This window comes from Streptomyces blastmyceticus (assembly GCF_039521185.1).
Taxonomy (GTDB): Bacteria; Actinomycetota; Actinomycetes; order Streptomycetales; family Streptomycetaceae; genus Streptomyces; species Streptomyces blastmyceticus.
The window spans coordinates 38,524-59,972 of sequence record NZ_BAAABW010000027.1; the positions used below are offsets into that span (position 1 = coordinate 38,524).

Here is a 21,449-nt window from a genome sequence, read left to right on the forward strand (position 1 = left end):
CCGTTCAGGAGGAGCCGAGTTCGTCGTCGAGCAGGTCGAAGAGCTCGTCGTCGGTTGCCGATTCGAGGTCGTGGTCACCGGAGTCACCGTCGGTCGTCATGTCTAGGGCGTCGTTCCACTTGGCCATCAGCGCCTGCAGGCGCATCGTGATCCGCGAGCGGGTGACGCTGTCGTCCGTGGCGTCGGCCAGGGCGGCCTCCAGCCGGTCGAGTTCACCGAACACGGACGGGCCGCCGTCGCCCTGCGGCAGTGCCGCGCGCAGGTGGTCGGCGAGGGCCCCGGGGGTCGGGTAGTCGAAGATCAGCGTGGCGGGGAGCCGCAGGCCGGTGGCCGCGCCGAGCCGGTTGCGGAGCTCCACGGCGGTGAGCGAGTCGAAGCCCAGCTCCTTGAAGGCCGCGCCGGGTTCGATCGCGCCCGCACCGCTGTGGCCAAGCACCGTGGCCACCTGGCCGCAGACCAGGTTGAGCAGGAAGCGGTCCCGCTCGGCCGGGGACATGCCCGCGAGCCGGTCGACGGCGCTCGTGGCCGCCTCCGCCGTGCCGCCGGCGGCGGCGCGCCGTACGGGGGTGCGGATCAGTCCGCGCAGCAGCGGTGCCACGCCGGTCGTGGACTGGGCGCGCAGCGCCGCGATGTCCAGCGCCGCGGGGATGAGCAGGGCGTGCTCGGCGAGGCAGGCCACGTCGAACAGGGCCAGGCCCTCCGCGTTGCGGAGCGCCCCCATGCTGCCGCGGTTCATCCGCTTCCGGTCGGCCTCGGCGAGGGTGGCGGCCATGCCGCCCTCGTCCTCCCACAGGCCCCAGGCCAGTGAGACGGCCGGGCGGTGCCGGGCGCGCCGGTGCTGGGCGAGGGCGTCCAGGAAGGCGTTGGCGGCCGCGTAGTTGCCCTGGCCCGGGTTGCCGAACACACCGGCGGCCGAGGAGAACAGCACGAAGTCCGACAGGTCCAGGTCCTGGGTCAGCTCGTGCAGGTTCCACGCCGCGTCCACCTTCGGGCGCAGCACCTTCGCGAGGCGCTCCGGGGTGAGCGACTCGATGATGCCGTCGTCCAGCACACCGGCGGCGTGGATGACCGCGGTCAGCGGGTGTTCGGCCGGGACGGCGGCGAGCAGCGCGGCCAGGGCCTCGCGGTCGGCCGCGTCGCACGCCGCCCAGGTGACCTGTGCGCCGGACTCGGCAAGTTCCGCGGCGAGTTCGGTAGCACCCTCCGCCTCCGCTCCCCGGCGGCTGGTCAACAGCAGGTGTCGTACGCCGCGCTCGGCCACCAGGTGCCGGGCCAGCAGCCCACCCAGGGTGCCACTGGCGCCGGTGACCAGCACGGTGCCCGCCGCGTCGAAGTCCGGAACGGTCTCCTCCACGAGCGGGGCCACCCGCGCCAGGCGCGGGGCGTGCCAGCCGTCGGCGCGCAGCGCGAGCTGCGGCTCGTCCGTCGCCAGCAGGGCGGGCAGCTCCTTGAGCAGGCCGTTCGCGGCGTCGCTGTCGGCCTCCACGTCGACCAGGACGAACCGGCCCGGGTGCTCGGCCTGCGCCGAGCGGACCAGGCCCCAGGCGGCGGAGTGCGCCAGGTCCTCGACCGGCTCGGCCTCGGTGCCGTCGTCCGCCACCGCGTCGCGTACGGCCACGGCGCCGCGGGTCAGCAGCACCAGGCGGGAGTCGGCGAACCGCTCGTCGGCGATCCACTCCCGTACGAGGGCCAGCACCCGGCCGGTGACGGCGTGCGCCGCGGCCGCGGCGTCCCCGGCGGTGCCCAGGTCGGGCAGGCACGGCAGCAGCACCACGTCCGGCGCCGCGCCGTCCGCGTCCACCGCCGCCGCGAGGGCCGCCGTGTTCTCGTACGTCTCGGCACGCACGCCCGCCGCCTCGAGCGCGGCGGCCGCCTTCAGCTCACCGCCGCCGAGGATCGCGTAGGAACGCGTCTCCCCGGCCTGCGGTGCGGCCGGCGTGGGCAGGAGGGCCCAGTCGATGCGGAACAGCGCGTCGTGGTGGGCGCCGCCGGCGGATGTGAACTGGTCGGCGTCGAGCGGCCGCAGCGCGAGCGAGTCGACCGAACCGACCGGCGCGCCCGCCTCGTCGGCGATCGCCAGCGCGACCGCGCCCGTCCCGGCCGGGGACACCCGGACCCGGAGCGCCGCCGCACCGACGGCGTGCAGCCGGACACCGTCCCAAGCGAACGGCAGCCGGGCCCGCCCCGCGTCCTCTTCCGCGTCGAAGAAGCCACCGAGGCCCACCGCGTGCAGCGCGGCGTCCAGCAGGGCCGGGTGCAGCCCGTACGCACGGGCCTCGTCCCGCTGTGCCTCGCCCAGCGCGACCTCGGCGAACACCTCGTCGCCGCGGCGCCAGGCGGCGCGCAGCCCCTGGAACACGGGACCGTAGCCGAGGCCGAGGGCGGCGAAGGCGGCGTAGAAGTCGTCGATCCCGACGGCTTCGGCATCGGCCGGCGGCCACTCCTCCGATACGGCCACCGGAGCGGCGTCGGCAGCGGCGGTCGCGAGCGCACCGGCCGCGTGCCGGGTCCACGGCTCGTCGACCGCGCCCTCCGGGCGGGAGTAGACGTGCAGTTCGCGCCGCCCGGCCGCCCCGTCGGGCTCGCCGACGGTGACCCGCAGCTGGACGGCGCCGTCCGCCGGGAGCACCAGCGGCGCCTCCAGCGTCAGCTCCTCCAGCAGGTCGCAGCCGGCCTCGTCGCCCGCGCGCACGGCCAGTTCCACCAGCGCCGTGCCGGGGAGCAGCACCGTGTCCATGACCGTGTGGTCGGCCAGCCAGGGGTGGCTGCGCAGCGAGAGCCGTCCGGTGAAGAGGCGGCCGTCGGAGTCGGGCAGGTCGACCGCCGCGCCCAGCAGCGGGTGATCGGCCGAACCCAGACCGGCCGAGGCCACGTCGCCGACGGTGCCGGCCGGGGCCTCCAGCCAGTAACGGCGGCGCTGGAACGGGTAGGTGGGCAGGTCGTCGATCCGGCGGGCGCCGGTGTTCGCGTAGAACGCCTCCCAGTCCACCGGTACGCCCCGGACCTGTGCCCGGGCGACGGCGGCGGCGAGCGCCTCCGGCTCGGGGCGTCCGGTGCGCAGGGCGGCGGCGAACGCCGCCCCGTCGGGGTCGGTGGCGCAGTCCTGTGCCATGGCGGTGAGTACTCCGTCGGGGCCGAGCTCGATGAAGGTGGTGACGCCCCGGTCCTCCAGGGCGCGGATGCCGTCGAGGAAGCGGACGGCCTCGCGGACGTGGCGGACCCAGAAGCCGGGGTCGGTGATCTCCTCGGCGGAGACCAGGGCTCCGGTCAGGTTGGAGACGACCGGGATGCGCGGGGACTCGTAGGTGAGGGTCTCCGCCACGGCCCGGAAGGCGTCCAGCATGGCGTCCATGTGCGGCGAGTGGAAGGCGTGGCTGACGGTGAGGCGCTTGGTCTTGCGGCCCTGCGCCTCGAAGGCGGCGGCGATCTCCAGTGCCGCGTCCTCGTCACCCGCGATCACGACCGACTGCGGGCCGTTGAGGGCGGCGATGCTCACCCGCTCGGTCAGCAGCGGGAGCACCTCCTCCTCGGACGCCTGGATGGCCACCATGGCGCCGCCGGCGGGGAGTTCCTGCATAAGGCGACCACGAGCGGCCACCAGCTTCGCCGCGTCCGCCAGCGACAGCACACCGGCGACGTGCGCGGCGGCCAGCTCGCCGATGGAGTGCCCGGAGAGGTAGTCGGGGGTGAGACCCCAGCCCTCCACCAGGCGGTACAGCGCGACCTCGACGGCGAACAGCGCGGGCTGGGTGTACCGCGTCTGGTTCAGCAGCTCGGCGTCGTCGCCGAAGACCACGGTCTTCAGCGGCTGTTCCAGGTGCCGGTCCAGCTCGTCGCAGACCTCGTCGAGCGCCTCCGCGAAGACCGGGTAGGCGGCGTACAGCTCACGGCCCATGCCCAGCCGCTGGCTGCCCTGGCCCGTGAACAGGAACGCGATCTTGCCGTCGGCCACGGACCCGTCCACCAGGCCGGGGGCCGACTCGCCGCGCGCCAGCGCCTCCAGACCCGCTACGAGGGCCTGACGGTCCGCACCCACGACCACGGCGCGGTGGTCGAGGGTGGCGCGGGTGGTCGCCAGGGAGTAGCCGAGGTCGGCGGGGGCGACGTCCGTACGGTCCGCGAGGTGGCCGCGGAGCCGGTCGGCCTGGGCGCGCAGCGCGTCGGCCGTCTTCGCCGACAGCGGCAGCGCCACGACGGGCGGCGCCACGGTGGCGCGCGCCACGGTCTGTTCCTCGGTGACCGGGGCCTGCTCGATGATGGTGTGCGCGTTGGTGCCGCTGAAGCCGAAGGACGACACCGCGGCCCGGCGCGGACGGCCGGTCTCCGGCCACTCCACCGCGTCCGCGAGCAACGAGACCTCGCCCGCCGACCAGTCGATGTGGGGCGACGGCTCGTCGACGTGCAGCGTCTTCGGCAGCACACCGTGACGCATCGCCATGACCATCTTGATGATGCCGCCGACACCGGCGGCGGCCTGGGTGTGACCCACGTTCGACTTGAAGGAGCCCAGGTAGAGCGGCTGTTCGGGGGCGTGCTCCTGGCCGTAGGTGGCCAGGAGGGCCTGCGCCTCGATCGGGTCGCCCAGGGTGGTGCCGGTGCCGTGCGCCTCGACCGCGTCGACCTCGGCGGCCGACAGACCGGCGTTGGCCAGGGCCTGCCGGATGACGCGCTGCTGCGACGGACCGTTGGGGGCTGTCAAGCCGTTGCTCGCACCGTCCTGGTTGATCGCGCTGCCGCGCACCACGGCGAGGACCGGGTGGCCGTGTCGCTGGGCGTCGGAGAGCCGCTCGACGAGGAGCATGCCCGCACCCTCGGACCAACCCGTGCCGTCCGCGTCGGCAGAGAACGCCTTGCACCGACCATCGGCCGCCAAGCCGCGCTGGCGGCTGAACTCGACGAACGGCGCCGGAGTCGCCATCACGGTCACACCACCGGCAAGCGCCAGCTCACACTCACCATTGCGCAACGCCTGAACAGCCAGGTGCAGCGCGACCAGCGACGAAGAGCACGCCGTGTCGATGGTGACCGCCGGACCCTCCAGCCCGAACGTATAAGCCAGCCGACCCGAGATCACACTCGCCGCGTTACCGGTGCCGACGAAGCCCTCGACGCCCTCCGGCAGGACCGAGACCGAGGAAGCGTAGTCGTGGTACATGACGCCGGCGAAGACACCGGTACGGCTGCCACGCAGCACACCCGGGTCGATACCCGCACGCTCAAAAGCCTCCCAGGACGTCTCCAGCAGCAGACGCTGCTGCGGGTCCATGGCGAGGGCCTCACGCGGCGAGATGCCGAAGAACGCCGGGTCGAAGTAGCCCGCCTCGTCGACGAAGCCGCCTTCGCGGGTGTACGAGGTGCCGGGGTGGTCGGGGTCCGCGTGGTAGAGGGCGCCGAGGTCCCAGCCACGGTCGGCCGGGAACTCCGAGATCGCGTCCCGGCCCTCCATCACCAACCGCCACAAGTCCTCCGGCGACTCCACACCACCCGGATAACGGCAACCCAGACCCACGATCGCAATCGGCTCGTCATCGACAGCCGCCACGACCACCGGACCGACAACATCCGCCACCGCACCCACCAACTCGGCACGCAAGAACTCCGCAAGCACCACCGGCGTCGGATAGTCGAAGACCAACGTCGCCGGCAAACGCAGCTCCGTCACCCCACCCAGCAGATTCCGCAGCTCCACCGCCGTCAGCGAGTCGAAGCCCAACTCGCGGAAGGAGTGGTGCGGTTCCACGGCGTCCGTGGAGCTGTGGCCGAGTACGGCGGCCACCTGGGAGCGGACCAGCTCCAGCAGGACGCCCTGCTGCTCGGCCTCGCCCAGACCGGCCAGCCGCTGGGCCAGCGCGCCGGACGCCGCGGCGCCCTCGGCGGCACGGCGGCCCGGGATGCGGACCAGGGAGCGCAGCAGCGGCGCGACCGTACCGGAGGAGGCTGCCCGGGCGCGCAGCGCGGGCACGTCGAGCCGCATGGGGATCAGTACGGCGTCGGTGTTGCGCCCGGCCGCGTCGAGGAGCTCCAGGCCCTCGGCGGCCGTCAGCGCGTCCACACCGCCCCGGCTCATCCGCGACACATCGGCCTCGGCCAGCTCGCCCGCCATGCCGGCCTCGTCCGCCCACAGACCCCACGCGAGGGAAGAGGCAGCCAGGCCCAGCGACTTGCGGTGCTGAGCGAGAGCGTCCAGGAAGGCGTTGGCGGCGGCGTAGTTGCCCTGCCCGGCATTGCCGAACACGCCGGCAGCCGAAGAGAACAGCACAAAAGCGGAGAGGTCCAGCTCGCGGGTGAGCTCGTGCAGGTTCCAGGCGGCGTCCACCTTGGGCCGGAAGACGTGTGCCAGCCGCTCGGCGGTGAGCGAGCCGATCGTGCCGTCGTCCAGCACACCGGCCGTGTGCACCACACCGGTCAGCGGGTGCTCCACCGGGATCGCCGCGAGGACACCGGCGAGGGCGTCCTGGTCGGCGACGTCGCAGGCCGCCCACGTCACCTCGGCGCCCAGGGCGCCCAGTTCGGCCGTGAGCTCCTCGGCACCGGGAGCGGACCCGCCTCGGCGGCTCACCAGCAGCAGGTGCCGTACGCCGTGCTCGGTGACGAAGTGCCGGGCCACCAGACCGCCCAGCGTCCCGCTCGCGCCCGTGACCAGCACCGTGCCGTCCGCCGCGAACTCCCGCACCGGATCGGCGGCTTCGGGAAGCGCTCGGGTCAGGCGCGGGGCGCGCGGCGCGCCGTCGCGCAGGGCGAGCTGCGGCTCGTCGGAGGCCAGCGCCGCCGGGAGGGCGCGCAGCGAGTCGTTCGTACCGTCGAGGTCGACGAGGACGAAACGCCCGGGGTTCTCGGACTGGGCGGAGCGCACCAGGCCCCAGACCGCCGCGCCCGGGAGATCCGCCACCGGCTCGTCGGTGCCGGTGGCGACGGCTCCCCGGGTCAGCAGGACCAGCCGGGAGTCGGCGAACCGCTCGTCGGCCAGCCACTCCTGCACCAGGGCGAGCGCCTCGGCGGCGGCCCGGTGCACGGCGGCGGCGCCGCTGTCGGCGTCGGCCGTGCAGGTGAACAGCACCTCGCGTGGTGCCGCCGCGCCTGTCTCAGTCAGCGCCGTCAGCGCCGGGTGGACCGGAATCGCCGGGTAGGCGGTGGTCACCCCGAAGACGTCGGTGCCGAGTACCGCCCAACGGTCGTCCACGGAAACGGAGGTGGTGACGGTGGCGGACACCTCGGCCCAGTCGAGCCGGAAGAGCGAGTCCTGTCGTCCGCCGCGCGCCGCGCCGTCGATCTGGTCGGCGGAGACGGGGCGGAGCACCAGGGAGTCCACGGTCAGTACGGCACGGCCCGCGCCGTCGGCGACAGCGAGCGACACGCCTTCCGCGCCGGTGGCGGAGAGCCGGACGCGCAGCACCGAGGCGCCCACTGCGTGCAGTGAGACACCCGACCACGCGAACGGCAGCCGCGCCCCGTCCCCACCATCGATCAGACCGCCGAGGCCCACCGCGTGGAGCGCCGAGTCCAACAGCGCCGGATGCAGCCCGAACAGACCCGCGTCGCCGCGCGCCTCCTCCGCCAGCTCCAGCTCGGCGAACACCTCGTCGCCCAGCCGCCAGGCCGACCTCAGCCCGCGGAACACCGGACCGTAGGCCAGACCGGTCTCCGCCAGGCCGTCGTAGAGCCCCTCGGCCTCGACCCGCTCCGCACCGGCGGGCGGCCATACGCCCAGGTCGAAGGCGGGCGCGGGCGCACCATCCGCCAGCAGGCCGGAGGCGTGCCGCAGCCACGGCACGTCGGAGGCCGCGTCCTCGTCACGGGAGTACACCGCGAGCGAGCGGCGGCCGGAAGAGTCCGGCGCACCCACGGACAGCTGGAGCTGAACCCCGCCGTCCTCCGGAAGCACCAGCGGCGCCTCCAGCGTCAGTTCCTCCAACAGGTCGCAGCCGACCTGGTCACCGGCACGGATCGCCAGCTCCACAAAAGCCGTACCCGGCAGGAGTACCGAGCCCATGACCGCGTGGTCGGCGAGCCACGGGTGGGTGTCCAGACCGACCCGGCCGGTCAGCAGCAGCTCTTCGCCACCGGCCAGCTGCACCACGGCACCCACCAGCGGGTGTTCGACCGAGCCGAGACCCAGGCCGGCCGTGCCGCCGACGCGGGACGTCGGGACCTCCGGCCAGTAGCACTTCCGCTGGAAGGCGTACGTCGGCAGGTCGACCCGTGCGGCACCGGCCCCGGCGAAGTACGCCGCCCAGTCCACCGCGAGGCCACGGACGTACGCCCGGGCCACGGCCGCCACCAACGACTCCGCCTCCGGGCGACCGGCCCGCAGCACCGCCGCGAAGGCTGCCTCGTCGCCGGTGACGCACTCCTGCGCCATGGCGGTGAGGACCCCGTCGGGACCCAGCTCCACGAAGGTGGTGACGCCGTGCTCCTCCAGGGCGCGGATGCCGTCGAGGAAGCGGACGGCCTCACGGACGTGCCGCACCCAGAAGTCGGGGCTGGTGATCTCCTCGGCGGAGACCAGTGCGCCAGTGAGGTTGGAGACGATCGGGATGCGCGGGGCCTCGTACGTCAGGCCCTCGGCGACCGTTCGGAAGTCCTCCAACATGCCGTCCATACGCGGCGAGTGGAAGGCGTGGCTGACGGTGAGGCGCTTGGTCTTGCGACCCTGCGCTTCGAAACCGGCCGCGATCTCCAGCGCCGCGTCCTCGTCACCCGCGATCACCACGGACCGCGGGCCGTTGAGGGCCGCGATGCTCACCCGCTCGGTCAGCAGCGGCAGAACCTCGTCCTCCGACGCCTCGACCGCGATCATCGCGCCACCGGCCGGAAGCTCCTGCATCAGGCGACCGCGCGCGGCCACCAGCTTGGAAGCATCAGCAAGGGACAGCACCCCCGCCACATGCGCAGCGGCCAGCTCGCCGATCGAGTGACCGGAGAGGAAGTCCGCCTTCACACCCCACGACTCGACCAGACGGAACAGCGCCACCTCGACGGCGAACAGCGCGGGCTGGGTGCAGCCGGTCTGGTTCAGCAGCTCGGCATCGTCACCGAAGGCCACAGTCTTCAGCGGCTGCTCCAGGTGCTGATCCAGCTCGTCGCAGACCGCGTCCAGCGCCTCCGCGAACACCGGGAACGCGGCGTACAACTCACGCCCCATGCCCAGCCGCTGGCTGCCCTGGCCGGTAAACAGGAACGCCGTCTTTCCGCCGTTCGCGGAGCCCGTCACCAGGCCCGGGGCCGCGTTGCGGCCCTCGGCGAGGGCGTCCAGGGCGGTCAGGAATCCGGCGTGGTCCCGGGCCACCAGCACGGCGCGGTGGTCCAGGGCGGCGCGGGTGGTCGCCAGGGAGTAGCCGAGGTCGGCGGGGGCGACGTCCGTACGGTCCGTGAGGTGACCGCGGAGCCGGTCGGCCTGGGCGCGCAGCGCGTCGGCCGTCTTCGCCGAGAGGGTCCAGGGCAGCACGCCCGTGTCGGCCACCGGAGCGGCCTCGGTCCCGGCCGGGACCGACTCGTCCACCGGGGCCTGCTCGATGATGGTGTGCGCGTTGGTGCCGCTGAAGCCGAAGGACGACACCGCGGCCCGACGCGGACGGCCGGTCTCCGGCCACTCCACCGCGTCCGCGAGCAACGAGACCTCGCCCGCCGACCAGTCGATGTGCGGGGACGGCTCATCCACATGCAGCGTCTTCGGCAGCACACCGTGACGCATCGCCATGACCATCTTGATGATGCCGCCGACACCGGCGGCGGCCTGGGTGTGACCCACGTTCGACTTGAAAGAGCCCAGGTAGAGCGGCTGTTCAGGGGCGTGCTCCTGGCCGTAGGTGGCCAGGAGGGCCTGCGCCTCGATCGGGTCGCCCAGGGTGGTGCCGGTGCCGTGCGCCTCGACCGCGTCGACCTCGGCGGCCGACAGACCGGCGTTGGCCAGGGCCTGCCGGATGACGCGCTGCTGGGACGGGCCGTTGGGGGCGGTCAGGCCGTTGCTCGCGCCGTCCTGGTTGATCGCGCTGCCGCGCACGACCGCCAGCACCTGGTGGCCGTTCTTACGGGCGTCGGAGAGCCGCTCCACGAGCAGCATGCCCGCGCCCTCGGACCAACCCGTGCCGTCCGCGTCGGCGGAGAACGCCTTGCACCGACCATCCGCCGCCAGACCACGCTGGCGGCTGAACTCCACGAACGCCGCCGGAGTCGCCATCACGGTCACACCACCGGCAAGCGCCAGCTCACACTCACCATTGCGCAACGCCTGAACAGCCAGGTGCAGGGCGACCAGAGACGAAGAGCACGCCGTGTCGATGGTGACCGCCGGACCCTCCAGCCCGAACGTATAAGCCAGCCGACCCGAGATCACACTCGCCGCGTTGCCAGTGCCGAGGAAGCCTTCGACACCCTCGGGCACCCGCTCCAGCAGCGAGGCGTAGTCGTGGTACATGACGCCGGCGAAGACACCGGTACGGCTGCCACGCAGCACACCCGGGTCGATACCCGCACGCTCAAAAGCCTCCCACGACGTCTCCAGCAGCAACCGCTGCTGCGGGTCCATCGCAAGCGCCTCGCGCGGCGAAATCCCGAAGAAACCGGGGTCGAAGTAACCCGCCTCGGTGACGAAACCACCCTCACGGGCATAGCTCGTACCCGCGTGATCAGGATCCTCGTGATAAAGCGCGTCCAAGTCCCAGCCACGGTCGGCAGGGAACTCCGAGATCGCGTCCCGGCCCTCCATCACCAACCGCCACAAGTCCTCCGGCGACTCCACACCACCCGGATAACGGCAACCCAGACCCACGATCGCAATCGGCTCGTCATCAACAGCCGCCACCACCACCGGACCGGCAACAGCCGCCACCGCACCCACCAGCTCGGCACGCAAGAACTCCGCAAGCACCACCGGCGTCGGATAGTCGAAGACCAACGTCGCCGGCAACCGCAGCTCCGTCACCCCACCCAACAGATTCCGCAGCTCCACCGCCGTCAGCGAATCAAAGCCCAGCTCGCGGAAGGAACGCTCGGCCTCGACCGACGCCGCGCCCGCGTATCCGAGCACGGTGGCCACCTGCGTACGCACCAGCTCCAGCAGCATGCCGAGCTGCTCGGCCTCCCCCAGCCCGATCAGTCGCCGTGCGAGGGCGCCGGACGCCGTCGCACCCTCGGCGGCACGCCGCGCGGGCACCCGAACGAGTCCGCTGAGCAGAACGGGCAGCGCTCCGTTGGCCGCCTGGGCGCGCAGCGCGGCCAGGTCGAGCCGCATCGGGACCAGCACGGCCTCGGCGTCGCGGCCGGACGCGTCGAAGAGCTCCAGGCCCTCCGCAGCCGTCAGCGCATCCACACCACCACGGCTCATCCGCGACACATCGGCCTCGGCCAGCTCACCCGCCATGCCGGCCTCGTCCGCCCACAGACCCCACGCGAGGGAAGAGGCAGCCAGACCAGCAGCCCTGCGGTACTGAGCCAGAGCATCCAAGAAGGCGTTGGCAGCGGCGTAGTTGCCCTGCCCGGCATTGCCGAACACACCAGCCGCCGAAGAGAACAGCACAAAAGCCGAGAGATCCAGGTCCTGGGTCAGCTCGTGCAGGTTCCACGCCGCATCCACCTTCGGACGCAGCGCCTTCGCCAACCGCTCCGGCGTCAGCGAGCCGATCGTGCCGTCGTCCAGCACACCGGCCGTGTGCACCACACCGGTCAGCGGACGCTCCGCCGGGATCGTCCCGATGACATCGGCGAGCGCATCCCGGTCGGCCACGTCACACGCGGCCCATGTCACCTCGGCGCCCATAGCGCCGAGTTCGGCCGCGAGCTCCTCCGCACCCGGAGCGGCACCACCACGACGGCTCACCAGCAACAGGTGACGCACACCGCGCTCCGCCACCAGATGCCGGGCCACCAGACCGCCCAGCGAACCACTCGCACCCGTCACCAGCACCGTGCCGTCGGCCACGAACTCCCGCACCGGCTCGGCGGCGGCGACGGACCGGGCCAGACGGGGCATGCGCACCGCGCCCGTACGGAGGGCGAGCTGCGACTCACCGGAGGTCAGCGCAGTGGGCAGGATCCGGACCGATTCGTCGCGGTCGTCGATGTCGACGAGGACGAAACGCCCGGGGTTCTCCGACTCTGCGGAGCGCACCAGACCCCACACCGCCGCACCCGAAAGATCCGTCACCGGCTCACCCGGGCCGGTGGCCACCGCTCCCGAAGTGAGCACCACCAGGCGGGAGTCGGCGAAGCGCTCGTCGGCCAGCCACTCCTGGACCAGGGCGAGCGTGTCGGCCGTCGCGGTGTGCGTGGCGGCCGCGACCCCCTCGCCGACAGCGGCGGGCGGTGCCACGAAGACGAACTCCGGGGCCTCGCCGGGCTCCACGGACGCCGTCAGCCCGGCCAGATCCGCGTAGGCCGCGACCTGGTCACCGACCACGCGACGCAGCAGCTCGGTAGAGCCCAGGGCCGCCCAACGGCTCTGCGGCACGGGGGCGGAGGAGACAGTCGCGAGGACCTCCACCCAGTCCAGTCGGAAGAGCGAGTCCTGCCGTGCGCCACGCGCCGCGCCGCTGATCTGCTCGACGGAAACGGGGCGGAGCACCAGCGAGTCCACCGTCAGTACGGCACGACCCGCGCCGTCGGCGACCGCCAGCGACACACCCTCCGCACCGGCGGAGGCCAGCCGAACGCGCAGCACCGAGGCACCCACGGCATGCAGCGAGACACCCGACCACGCGAACGGCAACCGCGCCCCGTCCCCACCATCGATCAGACCGCCGAGACCCACCGCGTGGAGCGCCGAGTCCAACAGCGCCGGATGCAGCCCGAACAGACCCGCATCCGCCGCCTCCTCGGGCAGCTCCAGCTCCGCGAACACCTCATCGCCCAAGCGCCAGGCCGACCTCAGGCCCTGGAACACCGGACCGTAGACAAGCCCGACCTCGGCCAGACCCTCGTACAGACCCTCGACGGACAGCGGGTTCGCCCCCGCCGGCGGCCACGCCGACAGGTCGTAGGACGGCGTCGCGGCGCCCGAGGCCAGGACACCCGAAGCGTGCCGCAGCCACGGCTCGCCCGCCTCGGCCTGCTCGTCGCGGGAGTAGACCGCCAGCGTGCGGCGGCCGGAGGCGTCCGGCGCGCCCACGGACAGCTGAAGCTGCACCCCGCTGCTCTCCGGAAGCACCAACGGCGCCTCCAGCGTCAACTCCTCCAACAGATCGCAACCGACCTGGTCACCGGCCCGGATCGCCAGCTCCACAAAAGCCGTACCCGGCAACAGCACCGAACCCGCCACCGCGTGATCGGCCAGCCATGAGTGCGTGTCCAGACCGATCCGGCCGGTCAGCAACAGCTCTTCGCCACCGGCCAGCTGCACCGAGGCACCCACCAGCGGGTGCTCGACCGTCGCCAGACCGAGACCGGCCGTGCCACCGGCACGGGACGTCGGGACCTCCGGCCAGTAGCGCTCGCGCTGGAAGGCGTACGTCGGCAGGTCGACCCGCGCGGCACCCGTCCCCGCGAAGAACGCCGCCCAGTCCACCTTCACACCACGGACGTGCGCCCGGGCCACGGCCGCCACCACCGACCCGGCCTCGCCACGGTCCTTGCGCAGCGCGGAGACGAACGCGACGTTCTCGCCCTGGGCGCACTCCTGCGCCATGGCGGTGAGCACACCGTCGGGGCCCAGCTCCACGAAGGTGGTGACGTTCTGGGCCTCCAGGGCGCGGATGCCGTCGAGGAAGCGGACGGCCTCGCGGACGTGGCGGACCCAGAACTCCGGGTCGGTGATCTCCTCGGCGGAGACCAGCGCGCCGGTGAGGTTGGAGACGATCGGGATGCGCGGGGCTTCGTACGACAGGCCCTCGGCGACCGTGCGGAAGTCCTCCAACATGCCGTCCATGCGCGGCGAGTGGAAGGCGTGCGAGACCGTCAGACGCTTGGTCTTACGACCCTGCGCCTCGAAAGCCGAAGCGATCTCAAGCGCCGCGTCCTCGTCACCCGCGATCACCACGGATGCAGGGCCGTTGAGAGCGGCAATGCTGACACCTTCGGTCAGCAGCGGCAGCACCTCGTCTTCCGACGCCTGCACCGCGATCATCGCGCCACCGGCCGGAAGCTCCTGCATCAGGCGACCGCGTGCGGCCACCAGCTTGGAAGCATCAGCAAGGGACAGCACCCCAGCCACATGCGCGGCGGCCAGCTCACCGATCGAATGACCGGAGAGGAAGTCCGCCTTGACGCCCCACGCCTCGACGAGACGGAACAACGCCACCTCGACCGCGAACAACGCAGGCTGAGTGAAAGCCGTCCGATCCAGCACCGAAGCGTCGCCCCCGAACAGCACGTCCTTCAGCGGCCGTTCGAGATGCGCGTCCAGCTCGGCACAGACCGCGTCCAGCGCCGCCGCGAACACCGGGAACGCGTCGTACAACTCACGCCCCATACCCAGCCGCTGGCTGCCCTGACCCGTGAAAAGGAACGCCGTCTTTCCGCTCGTCACCGAGCCCGTCACCAGGCCCGGGGCCGCGTTGCGGCCCTCGGCGAGGGCTTCGAGACCGGAGAGCAGCTCTGCGCGGTCGTCGGCGAAGACGACGGCGCGGTGGTCGAAGGCGGTCCGGCCGGTGGCGAGGGAGTGCCCGAGGGCATGGGGGCTGAGCTCGGCGTGGCCGGTGACGTGGGCGAGGAGGCGCTCGGCCTGGGCGCGCAGTGCGTCCGCGCTGCGGCCGGAGAGGGTCCAGGGGATCACGCCGACACCGGTGGCCGGGGTCTCGTCGGTCACCGCCGGGGCGGTGGCGTCGACGGCTTCGGCCGGGGCCTGCTCGATGATCGTGTGCGCGTTGGTGCCACTGATGCCGAAGGACGAGACCGCGGCCCGACGCGGGCGGCCGGTCTCCGGCCACTCCACCGACTCGGTCAACAGCGAGACCGCGCCCGCCGTCCAGTCGACGTGCGGGGAGGGCTGGTCCACGTGCAGGGTCTGCGGCAGCACGCCGTGCTGCATGGCCAGCACCATCTTGATGACGCCGGCGACACCGGCGGCGGCCTGCGTGTGGCCCAGGTTGGACTTGATGGAGCCCAGCCACAGCGGCCGGTCCCCGTCCCGCTCCTGGCCGTAGGTGGCCAGCAGCGCCTGCGCCTCGATCGGGTCGCCCAGAGTGGTGCCCGTACCGTGCGCCTCGACCACGTCGACCTCGGCGGCCGAGATACCCGCACTGGCCAGAGCCTGCCGGATGACGCGCTGCTGCGACGGACCGTTCGGCGCCGTCAGACCATTGCTCGCACCGTCCTGGTTGATCGCGCTGCCACGCACGATCGCGAGGACCGGGTGACCGTTCTTCTGCGCGTCGGAGAGCCGCTCGACGAGCAGCATGCCCACGCCCTCGCCCCAGCCCGTACCGTCGGCGTCGGCGGAGAAGGCGCGGCAGCGGCCGTCGGCGGACAGGCCGCCCTGGCGGCTGAAGCCCACGAAGGTGCCGGGGGTGGCCATCACGGTCACGCCGCCGGCCAGGGCGAGTTCGCATTCACCGGTGCGCAGCGCCTGGATGGCCCAGTGCAGGGCGACCAGCGACGAGGAGCAGGCCGTGTCGATGGTGACGGCGGGGCCTTCGAGGCCGAAGGTGTAGGCCACCCGGCCGGAGGCGATGGAGCCGGTGCTGCCGGAGCCGAGGGCGCCTTCGCCGCCACCGTCCGGGGCCTGCTCCACCAGCGTGGCGTAGTCGTGGTACATGACACCGGCGAAGACGCCGGTGCGGCTGCCGCGCAGCGTCACCGGGTCGATGCCCGCGCGCTCGAACGCCTCCCAGGACGTCTCCAGCAGCAGTCGCTGCTGCGGGTCGGTGGCGAGCGCTTCGCGCGGCGATATGCCGAAGAAGGTGGGGTCGAAGTCGGCGGCGTCGTGCAGGAAGCCGCCCTCGCGGGTGTAGCTGGTCCCGGGGTGCTCCGGGTCGGGGTGGTAGAGGGCGTCCAGTTCCCAGCCGCGGTCGGCCGGGAACCCGGAGATGGCGTCCTGGCCGTCGACGAGGAGCTGCCACAGCTCCTCGGGCGTACGGACGTCACCGGGGTAGCGGCAGCTCATGGCGACGATGGCGATCGGCTCGTCGTCGGCCGCGGCGGTGCGCGTCACGGCGCCCGCCCGGTCGGCGGAGCCGGTCAGCTCGTCGCGCAGGTGGCGGGCGAGCACCTCGGAGGTCGGGTAGTCGAAGACCAGGGTGGCGGGCAGCCGCATGCCGGTGACGGCGTTCATGCGGTTGCGCAGCTCGACGGCGGTCAGCGAGTCGAAGCCCAGGTCGCGGAAGGCGCTCTCGGGGTCCACCGCGTCGCCGGAGCCGTGGCCCAGCACGGCGGCGACCTGGGTGCGGACCAGCTCCAGCAGTACGTCGAGGCGCTCGGCCTCGCCCAGCCCGGCCAGCCGCTGTGCCAGCGCGCCCGAGGGGGCCGCGCCCTGCGCCGTACGGCGGTTCTGCACCCGCACCAGGCCGCGCAGCAGCGGGGCGACGGCACCCGAGGAGGCGGCCTGGGCGCGTACGGCCGCGAGGTCCAGCCGCACCGGCACCAGCAGGGCTTCTCCCGTACGGGCGGAGGCGTCGAAGAGCTCCCGTCCTTCGGCCGAGGACAGGGCGGCGACGCCGGCCCTGTTCATCCGGGAGACGTCGGCCTCGTCCAGTTCCCCGGCCATGCCGCCGGCCTCGGCGGCCCACAGGCCCCAGGCGAGCGAGCTCGCGGGCAGGCCGGCGGCGCGGCGGTGCGCGGCGAGTGCGTCCAGGAAGGCGTTGGCGGCCGCGTAGTTGGCCTGGCCCGCGCCACCGAACACGCCGGCTGCGGAGGAGAACAGCACGAACGCGGACAGGTCCAGGCCCTGGGTCAGCTCGTGCAGGTTCCACGCCGCGTCCACCTTCGGACGCAGCACCGCGTCGAGCCGCTCGCCGGTCAGCGAGCCGATCACACCGTCGTCCAGCACACCGGCCGTGTGCACCACACCGGTCAGCGGACGCTCCGCCGGGATCGTCCCGATGACATCGGCCAGCGCCTCGCGGTCGGCCACATCACACGCCGCCCACGTCACCTCGGCACCCAGAGCGCCGAGTTCGGCCGCGAGCTCCTCCGCACCCGGAGCGGCCACACCGCGCCGGCTCACCAGCAACAGATGGCGCACGCCGCGCTCGGTGACCAGGTGGCGGGCGAACAGGCCGCCGAGAGTGCCGCTCGCGCCGGTGACCAGCACCGTGCCGTCGGCGTCGAAGCGCTCGGCGTCCGCGTCGGCCGCCGGCACCGTCGCGCGGGCCAGGCGCGGCGCGCGCAGCGTGCCTTCGCGCACTGCGAGTTGCGGTTCGCCGGAGGCGAGTGCGGCGGGGAGGGCGCGCGTCGCGTCCTCGCCTTCGAGGTCGATCAGGACGAAGCGCCCGGGGTTCTCCGACTCGGCGGAGCGCACCAGGCCCCAGACGGCGGAGTTCGCCAGGTCGGACACGGACCCGTCCGCGTCGGCGGCCACCGCGCCGGAGGTCAGCACCACCAGCCGGGAGTCCGCGAGGCGCTCGTCGGCCAGGTATGCCTGGACCAGGGCCAGCGCCCGTCGCGCGGCGGCGTGCACCGCCATGGGGTCGGTTTCGGTGCCGGGTGCGAAGGTGACCAGCACCTCGTCCGGTGCGGGCGTACCCGCGGCGATCGCCTCGGTCAGCGCGGTCAGGTCGGCGTGGGCGTCGAGGCGCTCACCGGCGGTCGCCGCCAGGTTCAGCTCGTCGGAGCCCAGCAGTGCCCAACGGCCGCCGCCCGCAGGGGCGGTGGCGGACACCTCGGCCCAGTCGAGCCGGAAGAGCGAGTCCTGTCGTGCGCCGCGCGCCGCGCCGTCGATCTGCTCGACGGAAACGGGGCGGAGCACCAGGGAGTCCACGGTCAGTACGGCACGGCCCGCGCCGTCGGCGACCGCCAGCGACACACCTTCCGCACCGGCGGAGGCCAGCCGCACGCGCAGCACCGAGGCACCCACAGCGTGCAGCGAGACACCCGACCACGCGAACGGCAGCCGCGCCCCGTCCTCACCGTTGGTCAGACCACCGAGGCCCACCGCGTGCAGCGCCGAGTCCAACAGCGCCGGATGCAGCCCGAACAGACCCGCGTCCGCCGCCGCCTCCTCTGGCAGCTCTAGCTCCGCGAACACCTCGTCGCCCAGGCGCCAGGCCGACTTCAGGCCCTGGAACACGGGACCGTAGACGAGCCCGGCCTCCGCCAGACCCTCGTACAGACCTTCAACGGGGAGCGGGACCGCCCCTGTCGGCGGCCATACGGACAGGTCGTGCGAGGGCGCCACAACGGCCATGGCCAGCACGCCCGAAGCGTGTCGCAGCCACGGCTCGTCGGCGGCCGCGTCCTCGTCGCGGGAGTACACCGCGAGCGTGCGGCGGCCGGAGGCGTCCGGCGCACCCACGGACAGCTGAAGCTGAACCCCGCCGTCCTCCGGAAGCACCAACGGCGCCTCCAGCGTCAACTCCTCCAACAGGTCACAGCCGACCTGGTCACCGGCACGGATCGCCAGCTCCACAAAAGCCGTACCCGGCAACAGCACCGAACCCGCCACCGCGTGATCGGCCAGCCACGGGTGCGTGTCGAGGGCGAGGCGCCCGGTGTAGAGGAAGCCGTCGGTGTCGGCGAGGGAGACGGCCGCGCCGAGCAGCGGGTGGTCCGCCGCGCCGAGGCCGGCGGAGGCCATGTCGCCGGTGAGGTAGCCGGTGTCCAGCCAGTAGGTCTCGCGCTGGAAGGCGTACAGCGGAAGGTCGACGCGGGCGGCGCCGGTGCCGGCGAAGACCGCGTGCCAGTCCGGGGAGACGCCATGGACGTGGGCGCCCGCCAGGGCGGTGGCCAGGCTGTGCGGCTCCGGGCGGCCGGCGCGCAGCGCCGACACAAGGGTGGCGTCCTCGCGGGACAGGCAGTCCTGTGCCATGGCGGTGAGCACACCGTCGGGGCCGAGCTCCACGAAGGTGGTGACGTTCTGGGCCTCCAGGGCGCGGACGCCGTCGAGGAAGCGCACGGCCTCCCGGACGTGGCGGACCCAGAAGTCCGGCAGCCGGATCTCGTCGGCCGCGACCAGGGCGCCGGTCAGGTTGGAGACGATCGGGATCTGCGGGGCCGCGTAGGTCAGGCCTGCGGCGACGCGCCGGAAGTCGGCGAGCATGCCGTCCATGTGCGGCGAGTGGAACGCGTGACTGACGGTCAGACGCTTGGTCTTGCGACCCTGCGCCTCGAACGCGGCGGCGATCTCCAGAGCCGCGTCCTCGTCACCCGCGACGACCACGGACTGCGGCCCGTTCACGGCGGCGATGCTCACGCGCTCGGTCAGCAGCGGAAGAACCTCGTCCTCCGACGCCTGCACCGCGATCATCGCGCCACCGGACGGCAGCGCCTGCATCAGACGACCACGAGCCGCCACCAGCTTCGCCGCGTCCACCAGCGACAGGACACCCGCGACATGCGCGGCGGCCAGCTCACCGATCGAGTGGCCGGACAGGAAGTCGGGCTTCAGCCCCCAGCCGTCGACGAGGCGGAACAGCGCCACCTCGACCGCGAACAGCGCGGGCTGGGTGAAAGCCGTACGGTCCAGGACCGAGGCGTCGTCCCCGAACAGCACGTCCTTCAGCGGGCGCTCAAGGTGCTGGTCCAGCTCGGCGCAGACCGCGTCCAGCGCCGCCGCGAACGCAGGGTAGGCGGCGTACAGTTCACGGCCCATGCCCAGCCGCTGGCTGCCCTGGCCGGTGAACAGGAACGCGCACCTGCCGGTGGCGACCTTCCCGTCGACCAGGCCGGCGGCGGGCTCGTCGCGGGTCAGCGCCTCCAGGGCCCGTACGAGGCCCTCGCGTCCGTCCGCGACGACCGCGGCACGGTGGTCGAAGGCGGCGCGGCCGGTGGCGAGGGAGTGGCCGAGGTCGGTGAGGGACTGCTCGGGGTGCGCGGCCAGGTGGGCCAGCAGGTTGGCGGCCTGGTCGCGCAGCGCGGGCCGGTTCTTGGCCGACAGGGTCCACAGCGGCAGCGCGGCGGCCGGCTCCTCCGGCGCGTCGGCGGGCTCCGGCTCGGGGGCCTGCTCGAGCACCGTGTGGGCGTTGGTGCCGCTGATGCCGAACGAGGAGACGGCGGCGCGGCGCGGCGCGCCGGTCTCGGGCCACGGGCGGGCCTCGGTCAGCAGCTCGACGGCACCGGCCGTCCAGTCGACGTCGGTGGCGGGCTCGTCGACGTGCAGGGTCTTGGGCAGCACGCCGTGGCGCATCGCCATGACCATCTTGATGATGCCGGCGACACCGGCCGCGGCCTGGGTGTGGCCGATGTTGGACTTGACGGAGCCGAGCCACAGCGGCTGGTCGGCCTCGCGGTTGCGGCCGTAGGTGGCGAGCAGCGCCTGGGCCTCGATCGGGTCGCCCAGGGTGGTGCCCGTGCCGTGCGCCTCGACGGCGTCGATCTGCGCGGCGGAGAGCCGGGCGCCGGCCAGGGCCTGGCGGATGACGCGCTGCTGGGACGGGCCGTTGGGCGCCGTCAGGCCGCTGCTGGCGCCGTCCTGGTTGACGGCCGAGCCGCGGACCAGGGCCAGCACCGGGTGACCGTTCTTGCGGGCGTCGGAGAGCCGCTCCAGGAGCAGCATGCCGACGCCCTCGCCCCAGCCGGTGCCGTCGGCGGCCGCCGCGAAGGACTTGCAGCGGCCGTCGATGGCCAGGCCGCGCTGGCGGCTGAACTCGGTGAAGGTGCCGGGGGTGGACATGACGGTGACGCCGCCGGCGAGGGCGAGCGTGCACTCGCCGGTGCGCAGCGCCTGCGCCGCCAGGTGCAGGGCCACCAGCGACGAGGAGCAGGCCGTGTCGATGGTGACGGCCGGGCCCTCCAGGCCGAAGGTGTAGGACACCCGGCCGGAGGCGATGGAGCCGGTGCTGCCGTTGCCGAGGAAGCCCTCGACGTCCTCGGGCGCCGAGTACAGCCGGGAGGCGTAGTCGTGGTACATGAGGCCGGCGAAGACGCCGGTCTTGCTGCCGCGCAGCGCGCCCGGGTCGATGCCGGCGCGCTCGAACGCCTCCCAGGTGGTCTCCAGCAGCAGTCGCTGCTGGGGGTCCATGGCGAGGGCCTCGCGCGGCGATATGCCGAAGAACGCCGGGTCGAAGTCGGCGGCGTCGTGCAGGAAGCCGCCCTCGCGGACATACTCCTCGTGCCCGGTCTCCGGGTCGGGGTCGAAGAGCACATCCTCGCCCCAGCCGCGGTTGACGGGGTACGGCGAGACCGCGTCGCCACCGCGGGCCACCAGCTCCCACAGCTCCTCGGGGGTGCGGACCCCGCCCGGGTAGCGGCAGCTCATCGCCACGATGGCGATGGGCTCCTGCTCCCGCTCCTCCACCTCGCGCAGCCGCCGACGCGCTTCGCGCAGATCGGTCGTCGCCCGCTTGAGGTAGTCGAGGTACTTCTCCTCGTTCGCCACAGCCATTTACGCCATCCCCACGTACTTAAGACTTAAGAGTTCCGAAAGC

The 21,449-nt window shown here is 73.1% G+C and carries 1 protein-coding gene; it reads right to left on the reverse strand.

Features of this window, described 5'->3' with window-relative positions; genetic code table 11:
- Positions 1-4 precede the first annotated feature (4 nt).
- On the reverse strand, positions 5-21,406 hold the full coding sequence (locus tag ABD269_RS27385; RefSeq protein WP_344122124.1) for a type I polyketide synthase: 21,402 nt from the start codon (positions 21,404-21,406) through the stop codon (positions 5-7).
- Positions 21,407-21,449: the final 43 nt, after the last annotated feature.